This window comes from Dapis purpurea BLCC-M126, assembly GCF_050015975.1.
Classification (GTDB): Bacteria; Cyanobacteriota; Cyanobacteriia; order Cyanobacteriales; family Microcoleaceae; genus Trichodesmium.
The window spans coordinates 14035-32652 of record NZ_JBNHER010000247.1 but is presented as its reverse complement, the minus strand read 5'-3'; the positions used below and the strand labels follow the sequence as shown (position 1 = coordinate 32652).

11 protein-coding genes are annotated in these 18618 nt (G+C 34.2%); 7 read left to right on the top strand and 4 right to left on the bottom strand.

The window, feature by feature from the left end; genetic code table 11:
- Positions 1–239 precede the first annotated feature (239 nt).
- The 3 genes from ACP6PL_RS22245 to ACP6PL_RS22235 all read left to right on the top strand — a co-directional run bounded on the left by ACP6PL_RS22245 (position 240) and on the right by ACP6PL_RS22235 (position 4275).
- The gene (locus ACP6PL_RS22245; RefSeq protein ID WP_426547462.1) at positions 240–902 is read left to right on the top strand and encodes a DUF3318 domain-containing protein; all 663 of its coding nucleotides are present in this window, start codon (positions 240–242) and stop codon (positions 900–902) included.
- Positions 903–1349: 447 nt separating this feature from the next.
- Positions 1350–2348 carry an anti-sigma factor antagonist gene (locus ACP6PL_RS22240; protein WP_426547461.1) on the top strand — a complete coding sequence of 333 codons (999 nt, stop codon included), beginning with the start codon at positions 1350–1352 and terminating at the stop codon, positions 2346–2348.
- A gap of 688 nt (positions 2349–3036) precedes the next feature.
- Positions 3037–4275: a glycosyltransferase family 4 protein gene (locus ACP6PL_RS22235; RefSeq protein ID WP_426547460.1), complete on the top strand. Its 1239-nt coding sequence runs from the start codon at positions 3037–3039 to the stop codon at positions 4273–4275.
- A 359-nt stretch (positions 4276–4634) separates the two neighbouring features.
- Here the strand turns inward: ACP6PL_RS22235 and ACP6PL_RS22230 are convergent, their stop codons facing one another.
- The 3 genes from ACP6PL_RS22230 to ACP6PL_RS22220 form a co-directional block, all read right to left on the bottom strand.
- The gene (locus tag ACP6PL_RS22230; RefSeq protein WP_426547459.1) at positions 4635–5147 is read right to left on the bottom strand and encodes an inorganic diphosphatase; all 513 of its coding nucleotides are present in this window, start codon (positions 5145–5147) and stop codon (positions 4635–4637) included.
- A 1266-nt stretch (positions 5148–6413) separates the two neighbouring features.
- Positions 6414–8183 (bottom strand): tetratricopeptide repeat protein, encoded by a 1770-nt coding sequence (locus ACP6PL_RS22225; protein ID WP_426547458.1) that lies wholly within the window; start codon positions 8181–8183, stop codon positions 6414–6416.
- A 440-nt stretch (positions 8184–8623) separates the two neighbouring features.
- On the bottom strand, positions 8624–9982 hold the full coding sequence (locus ACP6PL_RS22220; protein ID WP_426547457.1) for a serine hydrolase domain-containing protein: 1359 nt from the start codon (positions 9980–9982) through the stop codon (positions 8624–8626).
- A gap of 178 nt (positions 9983–10160) precedes the next feature.
- Between ACP6PL_RS22220 and ACP6PL_RS22215 the strand changes: the two genes are divergently transcribed.
- The 3 genes from ACP6PL_RS22215 (at position 10161) to clpP (ending at position 13652) form a co-directional block, all read left to right on the top strand.
- Positions 10161–10499 carry a hypothetical protein gene (locus ACP6PL_RS22215; RefSeq protein ID WP_426547456.1) on the top strand — a complete coding sequence of 113 codons (339 nt, stop codon included), beginning with the start codon at positions 10161–10163 and terminating at the stop codon, positions 10497–10499.
- 635 nt (positions 10500–11134) lie between these two features.
- Complete coding sequence (locus ACP6PL_RS22210) at positions 11135–12235, top strand: acyltransferase family protein (protein ID WP_426547471.1); 1101 nt, start codon at positions 11135–11137, stop codon at positions 12233–12235.
- 808 nt (positions 12236–13043) lie between these two features.
- Positions 13044–13652: an ATP-dependent Clp endopeptidase proteolytic subunit ClpP gene (gene clpP / locus ACP6PL_RS22205; protein ID WP_426547455.1), complete on the top strand. Its 609-nt coding sequence runs from the start codon at positions 13044–13046 to the stop codon at positions 13650–13652.
- A gap of 680 nt (positions 13653–14332) precedes the next feature.
- Here the strand turns inward: clpP and ACP6PL_RS22200 are convergent.
- On the bottom strand, positions 14333–15481 hold the full coding sequence (locus ACP6PL_RS22200) for a hypothetical protein (RefSeq protein WP_426547454.1): 1149 nt from the start codon (positions 15479–15481) through the stop codon (positions 14333–14335).
- Positions 15482–16167: 686 nt separating this feature from the next.
- On the opposite strand from ACP6PL_RS22200, the gene ACP6PL_RS22195 reads away from it, so the two are divergent.
- Positions 16168–18474 carry a ribonuclease R family protein gene (locus ACP6PL_RS22195; RefSeq protein WP_426547453.1) on the top strand — a complete coding sequence of 769 codons (2307 nt, stop codon included), beginning with the start codon at positions 16168–16170 and terminating at the stop codon, positions 18472–18474.
- The last annotated feature ends 144 nt before the right edge of the window (positions 18475–18618 follow it).

The following is an 18618-nucleotide window of genomic DNA, read 5'->3' as shown; positions in this document are numbered from 1 at the left end:
TTAAAATTTTGTCACTCAACTTTAATATAGCTCCGATATTCAGTTACCAAAGATTACATTCTACTGAAGTAAGAGACAAGAAAATACTGAATTTTATTTTTTTATCCTCTTTAAAGGGGAGGCATGAGACGTGATTTTCTGGTCAGCAATAGTAGAAAACATACAGTCCGAAATCTTACGGTAAACTATTTAAAGAAAGGATGATATGTGTTGAAAAATCTATAGGACTCAAACAAACTATGACATCTTATGCTACTACTACTGCTAGAGCAGAAATGAGTGAAATTCGTCGTCTCAAAGGCTTACTACCACCAGAATTACAAAGTTGGGTAATGGTAGAAAAGTCCATTGAAGTTAATCCGACACTGATTCGCAGTGAGGAAATAGGCAAAGACCAAGTAGAAATATCTATTGACCTAGCACGTTGGGAACAACTAGCATTAGACCAACGTAACTTATTATTCTGGCATGAAGTGGCCAGAATTCAAAACGATACAATTCCTAGGGATGGTTGGGAAATGGCTGCCCTCGCAATTGGTTTGGGGGGTGCTGTTGGTGAATTATGGGTACAGGATGGTCTACTTTTAGTTCTGGCCTTAGCTTTGTGTGGTGTATCTGGGTATAGACTATATCAGAAAAATAACGGAGAACGCAATCTAAAAGAGGCAATAGAGGCAGATGATAAAGCGATCGCTCTAGCCACTCGCTTTGGTTATTCACTTCCCAATGCTTATAAAAGTTTAGGTAGTGCTCTGAAAACTCTAATTGAAGAAACTCCCAAAAAACGGCAGAGGGCAAAATATGAAGCACGACTTCAAGCTCTCAAACGTAGTGCAGGTAAAGCCAAGGCAAGAGTTAAAGGAAGTCGTGAAACTTCACGTTCTGAAAATATATATAACTAGACAGAAAATATTGGGTGGGTTAGCCAGAAAGTAATCAAAACTAGACTTGTTCAGAAGTAACAACCCACTCAAATTTATCCTGGTTATTTTGGTGTTATGATAGGGATATAACTAAATTAATATAAATGGTAATCTGGCTTGGTGGCTATATACATCATCTAAATACATTCCATTCTTATAAGGTAGTGGGTATAGATTAATCTATTAGAGATAGTATATTAGTATTAAGTCATTACTAATGATTAGACTAGAATTTTAGTCTAGAGGGTGGTCTAACCATTTAAGTGATTTTTATCTCATCGCTTAAGCATAATTTGGTAATAATTATGAAGCTTATTATGCCAGGAGAATCTCTAGTAAGATGCCTCAAATTTTCATCTTCAAAGAAATAACTCTTGCACAAAACAACAATACTATAGTCTTATAGAAAATAGGAACCAGGATTTCATGGTCAGCCAAACCTCAGAAACAGATATGGAAGTAACTTTTAGAGAAAAAACTCCTGTGATTAATTTGCCTCTTCGTTTTACTGTCTCAGAGGCAGAATCATTTAAGTTAACTTGCCAACAACTTTTCTCTGAAGAAAATACCACAGGCAAAATTATTATTGATTTTAGTAACACCAATTTTATAGATAGCTGTGGTATTGGTTCCTTAGTAACAAATCTCAAAACAGCAAGGGAAAAAAATACAGATTTTGTCCTTTGTGATGTTAATTCTCAGGTTATGGGCGTATTTTCCCTAACTGGATTAGATCAGATTTTAATCATTGAACAATCAACAGAACCAGAGGTAAAAAGTAATCGTAGAACTGATGAAAATCAACTACCTGTGACTCATCCTTCGATTAAATCTTGGGTGAAACGCCTGATTGATATTGTTGGTGCTTTGGTAGGATTATTTATTACAGGTATTTTGTTTATACCAATAGCTATTTCTATTAAGTTTGATAGTCCTGGTCCTATATTTTTTGGTCAAATACGGTGTGGTTGGATGGGAAAGCGTTTCCGAATGTGGAAATTTCGCTCTATGTGTGTAAATGCAGAACAACTTAAGAGTAAAATCAAAAATCAAGCTCAAGGTGCAATTTTTAAGAATGAAAATGATCCGCGAATTACTAAAGTCGGTAGATTTTTGAGGCGAAAGAGTTTAGATGAATTACCTCAGTTTTGGAATGTATTAAAAGGAGATATGAGTTTAGTGGGAACTAGACCTCCAACTCCTGATGAAGTAGAGCGTTATGAAGTTCCTCAATGGCAACGTTTAGATGTTAAACCTGGCATGACAGGAGAATGGCAAGTGAATGGTCGTTCTCAAGTAAAGGATTTTGAAGATATTATTAGGTTGGACTTAAAATACCAAAAGAATTGGAGTCTAATGTATGACATAAAGTTAATTATTAGGACTGTAGCAATTCTATTCGAGAAAAGTAGTGGAGCCTACTAGAATGATTTAAGATATTTACCGTTAAGGTGTTGATATTTTAAAATTTTCAGTTATTCAAACCAATTGACTCATTGTAGGAATTTGATATTTCCTGTTTGTACCCATCTTTTTTCCATAAGTTCTTACAGCACTACGCGCAATTAATAAAGTCAAAAGGCAAAAGTAAAAATTAATCTATGAATGAGTTTCAGTATTTAGAAATGTCAAACACCTAAATGGGTAGTGCTATAGCTATAAATTAAATGATTATGGATTTAAGTTTGACTTGTTTTAATCTTAATCATATGAGGATATTTTATGTTTGAGAATTGTTTTAGCACAATCTGAGAATTGTTACTTCAGTAGTCAACAAAAATTAGTTCAAATAAATGACTTTAAGAATTTTATCGGATGAAACATACAGATATTTTTTGAGTTGGATAAACCACTGAAGCTTAACATCTAGAAATAACCAATTCAGCTATTAGCTTTATTACCTTGAGATGGAGAAATTAGTATTGAGAGAATTAGAAAGTATGGGTAGAATTCAGGGTAAGCTATCAATTATCAATTTCATTGTCTTTGATGTAGTAGAAGTTAAATAAATCCTTGTTTCATTCATTAATAAAACTGACAGCTTACATCATGGCTGACTGCTGTAAAACTGTATCAATACATTTGCAGAGTAGCAACAATAATTAATTAAATTATGCGTATTCTTATCTATTCCTACAACTATCACCCAGAACCAATTGGTATTGCACCCCTAATGACGGAACTTGCGGAAGGCTTTGCTAAACGTGGACATCAAGTTCGTGTAGTAACTGGTATGCCAAATTATCCTGAACGTAAAGTTTATGATGAGTATAAAGGGAAGTTTTTTCTGACAGAAGAACAAAATGGTGTGACAGTTCAACGTAGTTATATCCACGTGAGAGGTTCTAAACCAGGACTTTTAGATCGACTATTATTAGATGGTAGTTTTATTTTGTCTAGTTTATGGCAAGCTTTTAATGGTTGGAAACCTGAAATAATTTTTGCGACGACTCCTCCTATATTAATTTCTTTACCAGTTACTTTTTACGGATTATTTTCTAACTCTTCTGTGGTGTTAAATATTCAAGATATTGTTTCTGAAGCTGCGGTAAGAGTTGGCTTAGTGAAAAAGGGTAGTTGGATATTAAGTATAGCTCAAGCAGTAGAAAAGTTAGCTTATCTCAAAGCTGCTAAGATTAGTGTTATTGCCGAAGATTTTCTCACGACTTTAGTTGAACAAGGAGTTTCTAAAGACAGACTTGTTTGTATTCCTAATTGGGTAGACCTTAATTTTATTAGACCTCTGGATAAAAATAATTCTTTCCGAGCAGAACATAATCTTCAAGATAAGTTTGTAGTTGTTTATTCTGGGAATATTGCTTTAACTCAAGGTTTAGAAACAGTAGTTAAAGCTGCTGCTAGTCTCAAAGAAAAATCAGAAATTTCTTTTGTCATCTTAGGGGAAGAAAAAGCGCGTCAACAATTGCAAGAATGTTGTGATAATTATCAAGCAGATAATGTAACTTTACTTCCTTTAGTACCACGAGAAAAATTACCAGAAATGTTATCTGCTGCTGATGTTGGTTTAGTAATCCAGAAAAAGACAGTTACTGCTTTTAATTTACCTTCAAAAATTCCTGTTATTCTTGCTAGTGGCCGTCCAATAATAGCTTCTGTTCCAGATACAGGTACAGCAATGAGAGTTGTCAAAGAAAGTGGCGGTGGGATAGTGGTTACTCCAGAAGATTCTGATGCTTTGGCACAAGCTATTTTAGAATTATATGAAAATCCAGAAAAACTTCAGCAACTAGGTGAGAAAGGGAGAAAATATGCAGAGGAAAATTTTGGTTCTAAAAGTGCTTTAGATAGTTATGAAGCTTTATTTGCTGAAATTTTAGAGTCAAGGGAGTAGGGAGTAGGGAAAAATAAAAGAGGAAACAGGAAAGAAGAAATAATTGATAATTTCTACATAAAAAGTAAGCATTTCATTTAGAATTTAGCAGTCAGCTATCAGCTTTTAGTTATTAACTCATTATCACAGGGAAGGAGAAAGTAGTCTTTCAAGCAGAATTAAAATTTTCCTGCTTCTTAGTTCCTACTCCTTGCTTACCATTACCTTATTTTATATACCAACAATAACTGCCATAAATTCAGGATTTTTAAAAAATTAACTGGTCTTTTTAAAAAGTAGTGGTGGGTTTTCATTTGAGTAAAATCTGTAGAAAACCCACCCCTAAATTTTTTGTAATTCCGAAAATACTAGAATGAATATTACTTGCTTGCCGCTTTAATGCATTGCTCTACTAATGGCGTTACCTGCTCAACATCTTTCCAACCAAGTATTTCTGTCACCTTTTTTTCTAGGTTTTTGTAGGTCTTGAAAAATTCGGCTATTTCTTCTAGTTTATGAGGTGCTACATCCTTGAGAGATTTAACTTCAGTATAGCGTGGATCTTTATCTGGAACACAGAGAATTTTTTCATCTCTATCTCCTCCATCAATCATTTCTAACATTCCGATAGGTCTTGCTGCAATAACACATCCTGGAAATGTTGGCTCATCCATGATTACCATTCCATCAAGGGGATCGCCATCATCTGCTAGGGTGTTAGGGACAAACCCATAATCATAAGGATATTGTACAGAAGAATATAGTACACGGTCAAGGGCAAAAGCTTGTAAATCTTTATCAAACTCGTATTTATTTTTACTTCCGCCAGGAATTTCTATCAGGACACTTATGAGTCCAGGTTTTGGTTGAGCTGGAATTAGCGATAAATCCACAAAATTTCTCCATATTAACTAAGAAGAGTATATCAATATTTGGGTTCTACAAAAAATATTTCTTTGTAATACTTACCAAGATATTTTTTCCTCTGGCAAGTAATCAATAGAAATTGATTAAAGAAAAATTTTTAGGGGTTGCTTCTCTAATCTACATAAGCGTAAAAAAGAATTTAGAGTTTTTTTCATGGAACGTCTGCACAAGGGTTGCTCGAAAATGAATACAGAACTTTGCATGACTAACTAGTACATTGATAAAAATGAGTAAAAAAAAATTAATTTTCTCAAAAGATTATGCCTTTAATCTGTGTACCTAATTGTTCTGCAAAGGGCTATATTTAATCTATGGAAATATCTAATAGATTTATCTGAAACCAAGTTAGAATCAACTCTACTATAAGTTAAGTATTTATATCATTAAACTTGATATAAAATTCGACTGATTGTGAATATACTCTGGCAAAATTTTTCCCATATATTTGTACTGTCAGAATATTCAAGGGTGAGTTAATATACAAAAATATTCATCATTAAGACTTGCTTACTTAAGATAATGATTAGTATTTGCTGAAACTAATAAAATCAAATGAAATATAAATTCGGTCTGGTCACTCTCTCCAGTAAATAGAATAGTAGAATGCCAAAAATCACAAGCAAAAATTACTCATGATCTTGATGAGAGTCTCCACTTATATTTCTCTTAATTTTCCCTGTCTAACTCTGAGAGAAACCAAGTAGGAAAATTTTAGTAACCAAATCCCGAATTATTTGATGTCAGACTATCAATAAAATTTATTTATATTGAAATTTATCCCAAACCTCAGAGAATTTTATCCATCTAGAGGAATGAAATTAAATGAAATGCAAATGTAAAAATCAGAAGTAAAAATTAATCATCATCCTGGTGGGAGTCTCAACTTATATTTCTCTGGATTTTCCATCTTTAACTCCGAGGCAAACCCAGTAGGAAAATTTCAGTCTAGAGTAATGAAATTAAATGAAATACAAATTCGGTCAATCTCTCCAATAAATGGAATAGTATAACCGCTAAAATAATAGAGAAAAATTACTCATCATCCTGGTGGGAGTCTCAACTTATATTTCTCCTGATTTTTCATCTCTAGATCTGAGGGAAACCAAGTAGGAAAATTTCAGTAAACTTCCCCATAATTATTTGATTTGAGACTATCAAGAAAATTGATTTATATTTAAACTTCTCTCTAATCTCTAATATAGGATTAGTATTTACCCAAACCTCAGATAATTTTACCCACCCACAGGAATCATATTAAATGAAATACAAATTCTTTCACTATCTCCAGTAAATGGAATAGTAGAGTGCCAAAAATAAGAAGGAAAAATTACCAATAATCCTGCTTGTGGTTTAATTTTATATTTATCTGGATTTTCCATATCCAACTCTGAGATAAAAGAAGTTCCAAAATTTAAGTAACCTGCTCCAGAATTATTTTCTTTTATAGTATTCGGAACTTGAATATAATAAACACCACTACAATAACTTTCAGGGTGAATATGAGAATTTTGAAATCCTTCCGACTCTAAAACAACTGCCCAACCACTTAACTTCCAATCTGAGGGTAAATTCTGGAAAAATTGATAATTAGAGTTATCAGTAAAACGACTAAAATAATCATGGAGAGAACTATTAATTTTTTTGCTCAGAGCAGCCATGACAGGATTATTATCTGTAAAAATTTCGTAGGTTTGACTACCTCTATTTATGGGTTTACCTGGTCGATCTTTTAAAAGAGTAGGATGTCGAACAATGTAATCTTTTAAGTCATTATTATAAGTTGCAAAATTCTCCCATCCTTCTACATCCACAAACTGGTATTTAGCCACTAATTCCGAACAGTCAAAAATTGATTCAGCTTCATATTTTTTCCCTACATCTTGCAAAGCTAAACCCAGATGAGCATAAGCTTTAATATGTCTATAATTAATATTTATAGCCTTTTCAAATTCAGCGATCGCTTCTTCAGATTTACCTATTTCTCGCAAAGCTATTCCTAATTGTGAATAAGCATCGGCAGAATTAGAATTAAGTTTAATAATTTTCTGATATAGCTTAACTGCTTCTTCCCACTCAGATTTTTTTCCTAGAATTTCTGCTAAACCTGCCACAGCATTAACAGAATTTTTATCCTGCTCCAATGCTGCCTTATAACATTTAATTGCTTCCTCATGTTTTTCCTGTTGGTTTAATAGAAAACCCAAATTTATATGAGCATCAGTAGAAGTAGGAATTAAATCAACAACAGCTTGATAACAAGCTTCAGCTACATCAACTCTTCCCTGCTCATAAAAAGTAGCAGCAATATTAGTCAAACATTCTGTGGAATGGGGATTAATTTCTAATGCTTGTTGATAAGCTTTTTGTGATTCCTTTAGGTTGCCACGGCGATAAAATGCCATGCCTAAAGATGATAAAGCATCAAAATTATTGGGAACTATAGAAATAGCTTTTATGTAAGAAGATATTGCCTCATCTAACTTCCCTTGAGTTTGAAATATATCCCCCAAAGTTATATTAACTCGCGGATGATTTGGATTAATAGTTAAAGCTTTTTCCAGGGAAGCGATCGCCTCTTCTATGATTCCTTTTTCTGTCAAAGCAATTCCCAAATTTAGGTGAGAGTCAGCAGAATTTTGATTTAGTTGAATTGCTCGTTGATAAGAGTCAATAGCATTATCTAATTGTTGAGCAGCGCGATAAGTATTGCCAAGATTATTGAGGTAGCCAAAATTATTAGGTTCTAGATTAACAGCTTTATTTATTAAATTTATGGCGCTGTTATTATCTCCCATTTGTGCTTTAAGTACCCCCAGATAATTTAATACCTGAGAATTATTTGGTTCCGACTGAATAATTTTTTCATAGATAACTTTTGCCTCTTGCAGTTGCCCACCTTTGTGAAAAGACAAAGCATAGGATAAGGCATTTTCTGGGAGATTATTTTCTGCTAGTTTTTGACTTTTATTTTTGGCTGCTTTTCTTCTTTGTTCTCGGTTCATATCTTTATCCTTTTGCCTTACCTCAATCACTAACTTAAAACAGTTGCAGCTAATAACTTGTTTCTGATTATACCAATTTTATCTGAGGCTACACAGAATTATCCAATTGATTAATTTATTTCTCTTTAATCTGCTATCAATTCTGCTTAAAATATTATTCTATGCAGTTAGGTTTTAATATTAAATACAATAATTAATTTGACTGCTTCCGGAAAACTTCTTAAAAAAAATCAGGGTAATTAATTATTGCCAGATACTGATTTATAACCCTATACTTTTCGTTAACTAACTTTAGCAATATATATCAGATTTATAATGATAAATTTTTTATCTAGTGATAATAAAATCAACCCTTCCCTAAAAAAGGGGAATATCTGTAGTAAATATTCTGGTATTAGAAATTACCAATTATTTATCATCCCATAAATATCAAATGCCAGTTATTTGTTCATTTTTTCCTTAATTACCTCAGCTTGATAAGCACGAGTTTCAAAAGTATCAGCTAATTCCCAAATAGAAGGATAGACTTGACTCATAATAATACCAATCATTTCTTTTTCTGGATCGGCAAAATAATTAGTCCCAAATAGACCTCCCCCTCTAAAACTACCTACAGAACTAAGTGCAGTTGAAATTTCAGAATTATCCTTAACTTCAAACCCATTAGTATATTTATAACCAACACTTATGGGACGATTTTTGAAACGATCTTGAGGACGAATAGAAAGAAATTTTTCAATAGTTTCTTGATTAGCTATTTTCACAATTTTCTTCCCATCTTTACTCTTTAAATTTCCCTCATTAAGTAGCATTTGCAAAAAACGAGCAAAGTCATTAGGAGTAGAAACTAAACCAGCACCTCCTGAAAAATAAGTATCTCCTGTAAGATAAGGATAAGCTTCATCAATAAATAAACCAGGTTTTAATTCTCTAGTTTTCTCACCTATAGATTCTAAATTTCTATTGGCATTTGGAGTATAAGTAATTGCCAAACGATTTAACTTATCTTTAGTCACAAAAAAACCAGTATCATCCATTTCTAAAGGAGCAAAAATTCGCTCTGCCAAAAACTGATCGAAAGGTTTTTGGGAAACAACTTCTATTAGATAACCCAAAACATCTGAGTTAAGACCATAAAGATAATCTGTACCTGGTTCAAAAGCTAGAGGAACTTTACTTAAACGGTTTACCATTTCGCCAATAGTTCCTGAAGTAGTTGAAAGACCATCAGAAATATTAGCAGCTTGTAATAAAGGCAAAAGAGTTGGTTGATTTTGGAAATTATAGGAGATTCCCGAAGTATGATTTAGTAATTGTTCAATGGTAATCTGATTCTTTGCAGGAGCAGTAGTATAATCATTTTTACTTCCCGAATTACCTTGCAGTAGCACTTTCATATTAGCGAAAGAAGGAATATATTTAGAAATCGGATCGGTTAATTTAATCAATCCATCTTCAGCTAATAAATAAGTAGCAAAACCAGTGACAATTTTAGTTTGAGAAGCCATCCTAAAAATATTATTTTCTACCATTGGAACTTTGTTTTCCAGATTGCTAAACCCAAAAGTTTGACGATAAGCTATCTTGCCATCCTTGACAATTAGACCTACTGCACCAGCAATTTTTCCAGTGTCTACAAAATTTTGAATATCTTTTGTTAAAGCATTGAGTTGGATTGAAGAAAGTCCTACTAATTCAGGGTTATCTACTGTAGTAAAACCCTGAACTTTTACTACTAGCGCCAGATTAACCAAACCTGATATTATTAAGATTAATAAGAATCTTTTGAGCTTGTTCATATTTTATGCAATAGACTTCTTATCTAAGTACCCTATGATTTGATATTTTAAATAACATTAAATAACGAAAGTAAAGCAAAACTACTTAATCTATTGAATCTTAAAAAAAGACAAAGATATAGGGAAAGCCTACCCAAAAAACTTATCTTAAAAAAGACGAATTAAAACTGTCTTAATTATGGCAAAAATAACTCACAAAGAAGTATTCAACCTCCTAATTGAAGAAGTTCTTGAAGCTTACCCACAAATAGAAAATAAGTTAGATTTTGTATCTAAAGATATTTTAGACCATCTTCTCTCTAATAGCGATGGTGTGAGAGAAAGATTGCGTAAAGGTTCTTTTACAAAAGATGATGGTGAAATTAATCAAACTGAAGCTTTTTTACTCACCTGGGTGGATGAAGTATGGGATGTAGAAGATGGGAATCAACAGTTATATGAAAAATTTATCTCTGAATTAAATGGAACACCACAGGAATTTGATTTATATGACAAAGAAGTACCTCAAATTAATTAATAATTAATAATTGATAATTGATAATGAAAACTATAGTAATCCGCGTTTGTGTTGTCACAATTCAAAAACTATAAATAAACTCCAAAACCCTTACTGAAAAATTAAGTATAAAGCCTCTATAATTCATGGATAAAAAAGCGGTTGTTTGCGGAGCAGTCCGTTAGGATGGGATGGCGAGGTCCCCCGCTCTTGCAGAGCCGCTCCACTTTTCATGTCGGCGACAGCCGTTCACGCGCGTTGTGCGGAACGCTAAACGCCATATCCAATCAACCAAGAGAAGAAAAAAATTCCTTTGAGCCAATCCTGTTCTTTATAAGAAGAGTTCAAGAATTAAGAATTAAGAATTTAGAATTTAGAATTACCTCTCATTGAAAATAAGAGGATTGACGAACAGGAAAATTTTTATTTATTATCCCCTTAAAAGGGGAGGCTTTAAACCACAATATTTCGGTAATTATTAATTATTGAACTATTGTCTATTGCCTTCAGACCTATTCCCAAATAGTAGTAGGATTTTTGACACGAATAAAATAGGATTGCTATATCTCTAATCATAAATTATTAATGACCAATTGGTAATGAAAGGCTTTAAACCCAATGGATTAATTATCCATTATCCATTATCCATTATCCAAATGCGCTTAAAATCTCTCGACGTATTTCGTGGCATTACCATTGCCAGTATGATTCTTGTTAATAATCCAGGCAGTTGGAATTATGTTTATCCACCCTTACTTCATGCAAAATGGCATGGTTGTACACCTACAGATTTAATATTCCCCTTCTTCTTATTTATCATGGGTGTAGCTATGACTTTTTCCCTGTCAAAATACACCGATAAAAATCAACCTACCCCACAAATTTACCAAAGAATTTTCCGGCGATGTATCATACTTTTCCTATTAGGTTTACTACTCAATGGCTTTCCTAATTACGATTTAGCTACTATTAGAATCATGGGAGTACCGCAACGTATTAGTGTAGCCTACCTCCTCGCAGCAATAGCTATCCTCAACCTATCCCGGAAACAACTTTATGGACTTGCTGCTGCACTACTAATTGGATACTCGATCGCCATGCAATTAATACCTATTCCTGGTTATGGTATTGGCAACCTTTCCCCAGAAGGAAATCTTGGTGCCTATATTGATCGTGTCATCCTTACCCAACAACATTTGTGGGCAGGGAAACCATATGATCCAGAAGGACTATTTAGTACCTTACCTGCTACAGTAACTGTTTTGATTGGCTACTTTACAGGACAATGGCTCAAACATCAACCAATCAAAGGTCGCACCAGCTTAAATCTGGTAATTTCCGGTTTAAGTTGTTTAGTAGTCGGGTATCTGTGGGGACTATTTTTTCCCATCAATAAAGCTTTATGGACAAGTTCCTATGTAATATTTACCGGCGGATGGGCCTTACTTTTACTAGCTGCTTGTTATCAGGCGATCGAAGTTCTAGATTGGCATAAATGGGGACATCCATTTAAAGTAATGGGATTAAATGCCATCTTTATATTTGTTGGGTCTGGATTTTTGGCAAGACTAATGATTTATAACAAAATTAGTAGGGTTGAAGGTTCCCCTACTATTAAGACATGGATATATGAACAATTTTTCCAATCTTGGGCTGGTTTATTTAATGGTTCTTTGATTTTTGCTATTGTCAATGTATTATTTTGGTGGGGAATTTCTGATTTAATGTATCGTCGCAGTTGGTTTCTTAAAGTTTAATCAATAGTAAGTATTTAGCTATTAGGATTCACAATTGAGCGCAAAACTTTCAGTATATACTCAGACGTTCTAGTAATATTTAATCAAAAATATTATTTTTTTTCATCCCTTCAATAAAATAAAATTTCTTTTTTTTCTGATAAAAACCATCAACAGATACTCAAAGTTTATAGTAATAAGCTAGAATATATAGGATATTTTTGCAATCCTTTCAATAATAAAGGTAGGCAAAAATATCCAAAGTAGCCATTAATAAAATTTCTTTTTTTCTAGCAAAAATCTCAACAAATACTTAGATGTCATAGTAATAAATCGGCAGAGATATAATTTTTATCCATCTTTTGCATCATCAAGTTAACAAATGCAAAGTTTTCCATACCTGAATTACTAATAAATTTGCTAAATTTCAACCAGAATAACTAGAACAAATTTATGTCAAATTAAAATTTGAAACTTAAAAATATCTATAAATACAAATAGTATCAAAATCAGAATCAAAATCAGAATCAAAAGCAAACAAATAAAGTAGAAAAAGGTAAAAAAAAGAGGTTGTATATTTAGTCATAAAAAACCTCAAGTCATTGATATGAAATACTTCCGAGGAAATTTACAATTTGATAATACATAAAGCACAAAATTTACCACGGTCTACTTATGTACTATTTCTTATTGAAATTATCTGGTTAAATTATGTCTAAATGCTAATAAATTATACCTGAATTACTAATAAATTTGCTAAATTTCAACCAGAATCGCTAAGATATATTAATGTCAATATTGTTGACTTTTAAATTTTGAGTTAAAGACTATGATTCCAACCGTTATAGAACAATCTGGCCGTGGCGAAAGAGCCTTCGATATTTACTCTCGGCTGTTGCGCGATCGCATAATTTATTTAGGAGAAGCAATAGATTCTGACCTGGCCAACCTAATCGTAGGCCAATTATTATATTTAGACTCAGAAGACCCAGAAAAAGATATTTACCTCTATATAAACTCCCCTGGTGGTTCTGTTAGTGCTGGGATGGGTATTTATGATACTATGAGACACGTTCGGCCTGATGTCTGTACTATTTGTATGGGAATAGCTGCTAGTATGGGAGCATTTCTTCTGAGTGGAGGAACAAAAGGCAAAAGAATGAGTTTACCCAATGCCCGCATTATGATTCACCAACCATTAGGCGGTGCCCAAGGTCAGGCCACAGATATTGAAATCCAAGCTAAAGAGATTTTATACCTCAAAAAATATCTCAATGAATGTTTAGCAGAACACACAGGTCAACCTATAGAAAGAATTACCGAAGATACAGAAAGAGACTTTTTTATGTCAGCCACAGAAGCCATGGAATACGGCATAATAGACCAAGTTTATAACCGTAATCCCTCCAATTCTCAACCTATATCTCCTGTAAATTAGGAATAGGGAATAGGGAGTGAAAAAAGTGCAAGCTTTTCCTTAGCTCAAGCTCAAAAAGTTAGCATTTATTAAGTATAAAAGAGTGGAAAAATTAAGAGATAATTCTTACACCTACCTCCTCTAAAATTCCCATTTCTCCTAAACCTTGATTCCTAACTACTCCCTACTCCCTAAAAAGACTTTTTCAGCAAACCATAATTAACCATAAGTCCCCAGGGGGGTTAGAACATTCTTGCTCCTCTGAAATTTAGTCTGTCCTGCGAATGTACGGGTAAATGGCCATATGATCCTATTGACTTTATCTATATGGCAGGGCTGTTTCGTTCTAGTAGAACCAATCAGTGGGATAGAGTGTCGGAAGTCTAGGTCGGTCTGGGGTATAGGAAGCTCTAACCCCCAAGCACTTAGGGACCTCCAAATAAAAAAATATACAATTCTGAATTTAGGGATTAGGGAGTAAAGACAGCTAAACAAACAGGTCTAGTTCAAAAATTGGATAATTTATTTCTTGGAAATCCCTTAATTCAGCTGCTCTGGTGCAAGATGACGGAAATAAGTGATCAGTGACAAAATACTCAAAGCCTTACCAATCAAAACTTCTGAATTCTGACTTCTGACTTCTGACTTCCGCGTTCTGCCCGCACCCAGGTACTTATAGAGAATCAAACAGCCCCGATCTATTAGGGTGTATCTAACCCCTCTAAATGTTGTAAGAAATCTTGTAATTTCTCAAATGAAAGGCGTGTACGACCCTCCTCTCCATAATTTTTTTTGAGAAAAGTTTTTCCTTGTGTGGCATTCCAACCTAAACGTTTAATTTCATGAGTAGTTTTGCTGAATATTTCTAAATACTGCAAAAAACTTTGTAATTCATCTACACTTAATTGTTCCAGAGATTCTTTGTTGTGATTATATTCAAAATAATCTTTTTGTTGCTTTGCTTTCCAACCTTGACCCTTAACTTCCTTGGTTACTTTCTGTAGCATATCTAAATATTGATGGAAATCAAATAATTCTTCGGTTGTTAAAAATTGCCGTGTTTTTTGACTATAATTTTGCTCTAGAAAATCTCGTTCCTTCTCTTTTGTCCACCCTAAACCATCCATTAATATATCTATACTGACATTATCATCAGATACATCCTGTGATAAATTCGAGGAATAAATTTCATTATCACTATTTATTGGAGTAGCTAAGTCTATTCCTGAATTTATTGGCTCTGATGTAGTTATCTCACTTTCTATATGATTTCTAGAATCTATTACTGATTCTGTAGTTTCATCAATCTTTTCTTCCTTTTGTTCCTGACTATAATCTGTATCTAACCAACTATTATCAAACCCACTTGAATCTTGAGGAGAATCAGAAACATCATCATAATCAATATTAGACTCTACTGTTAATAATTCTTCTTTTTCGAGTGGGGTAGGAATGTCTGATGTCTCTAACACAGACGAAACAGTTGGAGTATCAGAAACTTTATTTAAGTCTAGATTTAATCCTGCTGTTGGTAATTTCTCTGTTTTGATTTGTAAAGGAGTATTGACATATTCTTTATGTAGCTTATGGTTTGTAGCAGATGGAGATGGAGAAAGTTCAACAGAAGCTTGAGGTCCAGAGACAGATGTATTAAGTGCAAGATTAGCAAGCGATCGCTCTTTCGCTTTGTCTTCTGCCAATTCTACAGTATCACCAGACCCTAATCCAGTGGCTAAAGTTTCACCATTCACCTGGACTAGGACACGAACTACATATTTACCATTATGAATAGTAATTAACTCAGAGATTAAGCAACCTGTAGGATAAGAAGCTTGAAAACGTTCTAACATAATTCTTTACTTGGTGAAACCTAAAGAAATTTTAATGTCCAATTTAGTACATTAGCAAAAATTACTTTTGCCAGAAGTCTAATTTGAAGTTATCATAAAATTTAACTAAAAATAGGCCAGATAACAATTGAAGGCCATTAAAAAAAATAACCAGGGGAGGTTAACAGAAATAGCCACGGCGAGAGAAATATTTCTCTAATAAATTCTCCGTTGCCTCAATTTGCTTACTCCACCAAATAGAAATTGCTCCACCATAGATGAAGAAGCAAGAAATACTTTGTGTTAAATCAAAAACTCAAAACTTACTGTGGGGCTAGTAACTGTTGGCTATAATCTGGTATACTCTATAAGAATCAACAATTATCTGTTGTATGTTAATAGGCTTCAAAACTGAATTCCATCCATGTAATAGGGATTTGAATGCTAGTTTGAATCTAGTCAAGGTGCTCAGTGTGACCGTAACAGCTTATGGACGTCTTGCTACCGACAGTTCCAGTTGAAGCAAGAACAGAGAAGCGACAATCAATCAGATAATCATAGATTTTATTGATTTTTGTAGATTTCTGAGAACAGAAAACTAGCATAAACCTAACTGAGCTGCTAACTTAAGGAAACCTAGCTGAAATACTTAATGGCAGACTAATTTATAGGATAGCATAACCGATAAGAAAAGGATAAAACGCTGCATGAAATTTTCCATCGCTACACTCCTAGCAAACTTCAGTGATGACAAGTTAGTTGCTCCCAAAGCAGTTGAGAAAAAACTAGATTGTCAAGACGATCAAAGTATCCGGAAATTACAAATTGCCTTGGATGCTCTGGAAAAAATAGGAGTCCTCGCTAAAGACAAAGGTCGCTATCGACGACTTTTGGAAGAGGCAGTTGTAGAAGCAAAACTTCGCTGTTCCAGTAAAGGATTTTGCTTCGCCATACAAGACTCAGAAGGAACAGAAGATATTTACATTCGGGAAAGTCATCTGAGTAATGCTTGGAATGGCGATCGCGTATTCGTCAAAATCATCAAAGAAGGCAGTCGTCGCCGGAGTCCGGAAGGAGAAGTCAAGTTAATATTAGAACGTGCTAACCCTTCCTTATTAGCAAGAATCAAACAAATCAATGGTCATAATGGAGAACCCTATTATCGAGCGGTTCCCCTAGACGATCGCCTACTATTTGAATTCGACTTAGTACCAGAGGGTCCAGACTTAACAGATGCTATAGACCACTTAGTCCATGTCGAAGTATTGCGCTATCCTCTAGGAGAGAAACGTCCTATAGGAAAAGTCGTTCAGATTCTTGGTTCAGATGCAGAAGCAGCAGATGACCTAGACATAGTATGTTGCAAACATGATTTACCCCGGTCTTTTCCAGATGAAGTTCTCAAAGAAGCTGAATCTCTAGTAAACCACTCTACCAAAGCAGATCAAAAAAATCGACTAGATTTGCGTGAACTACTCACAATTTCTTTTGGAGAAATCAACAAGAAAGACATTAATCATGCTCTGAGTATAGAAACTACAACCTCTGGTTATTGGCGAGTAGGAGTTCACATTGCTGATGTAGCCTACTTTATTAAAGCAGACTCCCAACTAGATAAAGAAGCTCGTAAGCGAAGTATTAGTATATATCTGCGAGATAAAGTAGTTCCTATATTGCCAGACGGATTATCAAGCGATTACTTTTCCTTACTACCAGAAAAAGACCGACTAGCTATATCTATCCTCATTACTGTCAATAAAAACGGTCAGATAGTTGAGTTTGAAATTGAACCTAGTGTCATCCAGGTAGATGCTCATCTCAGCTATGAGCAGACCACAAAAATTATTAATGGTAACACAGAAGAATTAGTTAATATAAGTTCAGAGCAACTGGAGAGTGCTATCAACAAACTCCAAGATGTCAGTCAAGCAATCCGAAGTGCCAGATTACGAAGAGGTGCTTTTGACCTAAATTTACCAGATGAAAAAAGCTACTATAACGATGAGGGTCCATTGGGAGCAATGATAGTTCCTGAAATGTTTCCAGCTCGTTCCATGGTGGCAGAATTAATCGTCTTAGCAAACCAAGCAATAGCGAGTCACTTGCTAGCACTAGGAGTACCTGCAATTTATCGAGTCCAAAATTCCCCAGATCCAGGAGATATCCAAGAATTTATTAAATTAGCTAGTAATCTTGGAGCTGACTTATATCTAGAAGATGAAGAGGATGTACAGCCCGCTGACTATCAAGCATTTGTTCAGGAATTTACCACATCAAAATCAGAAAGAGTGCTGACATACTTGCTTGAGGATACTTTGAAACCAGCAATTTACAGTACCATTGCTCAACCTCATTTTGGATTAGCTCTACAACATGGTTATGTTCATTGTACATCAACAATTTCCAGATATTCCGATTTACTGATTTCACGAGTATTACATACTGTATTTAATGAAGGTCGCGATCGCCGTTCTAGTCGTTCTAAAGAAGGTGTAGAATTAGGACATTCTTCATGTCATGGCAAAATTTCCTGGAATGTTTTAGCTCCAGAAATACAGCAAGAATTGGAAGCACAACTAACATCAGTAGTAGTACATTTAACTGAACGAGAAAATGTGTCACAAGATGGCCAAGAAGACTTAGAAGGATTGATTAAAACTGGATTAATGAAAGAACGTACTGGTCAAACTTTCCAAGGTTTGATTACAGGAGTGCAATCTTACGGTTTCTTTGTAGAAATTGAAATTGCCTCTCAGTCTACAGAGACTTTCAGAGTAGAAGGTTTAGTTCATGTATCTTCTCTGAAGGATGATTGGTATGAATATCGTTCCCGACAACAAACACTTGTCGGACGCAAAAATCGTAACCAATATAGACTAGGAGATATGGTAGAAGTACAGGTTAAGAGTGTTGATTATTACCGCCAGCAAATTGACTTAGTTGCAGTCAGTGGTGGCAGCACTGCTTTTGAGGATGAAGAGTTCTCTTCCTCTAGTAATCCTTATCGCTTCTAATATACTAGCTATCAGCTTAAGTGCATTTCCGTGCCTGAATGATTCACATTTATGTCGCGAGTGCGTTTGACTACCGAACATGAAGAACGGAGTTATGCCGTAGCAAAACAGCTTTTAGTCGCTTGGGTTAAAATACCCCTTGTA

Bases quoted from the DNA above. Each gene is read 5' to 3' on its own strand.
- ACP6PL_RS22215 (WP_426547456.1), top strand. From the start codon at position 10,161: ATGGCAAAAATAACTCACAAAGAAGTATTCAACCTCCTAATTGAAGAA.
- ACP6PL_RS22240 (WP_426547461.1), top strand. From the start codon at position 1,350: ATGGTCAGCCAAACCTCAGAAACAGATATGGAAGTAACTTTTAGAGAA.
- ACP6PL_RS22200 (WP_426547454.1), bottom strand. From the start codon at position 15,481: ATGTTAGAACGTTTTCAAGCTTCTTATCCTACAGGTTGCTTAATCTCT.
- ACP6PL_RS22220 (WP_426547457.1), bottom strand. From the start codon at position 9,982: ATGAACAAGCTCAAAAGATTCTTATTAATCTTAATAATATCAGGTTTG.
- clpP (WP_426547455.1), top strand. From the start codon at position 13,044: ATGATTCCAACCGTTATAGAACAATCTGGCCGTGGCGAAAGAGCCTTC.
- ACP6PL_RS22225 (WP_426547458.1), bottom strand. From the start codon at position 8,183: ATGAACCGAGAACAAAGAAGAAAAGCAGCCAAAAATAAAAGTCAAAAA.
- ACP6PL_RS22210 (WP_426547471.1), top strand. From the start codon at position 11,135: ATGCGCTTAAAATCTCTCGACGTATTTCGTGGCATTACCATTGCCAGT.
- ACP6PL_RS22195 (WP_426547453.1), top strand. From the start codon at position 16,168: ATGAAATTTTCCATCGCTACACTCCTAGCAAACTTCAGTGATGACAAG.
- ACP6PL_RS22235 (WP_426547460.1), top strand. From the start codon at position 3,037: ATGCGTATTCTTATCTATTCCTACAACTATCACCCAGAACCAATTGGT.
- ACP6PL_RS22245 (WP_426547462.1), top strand. From the start codon at position 240: ATGACATCTTATGCTACTACTACTGCTAGAGCAGAAATGAGTGAAATT.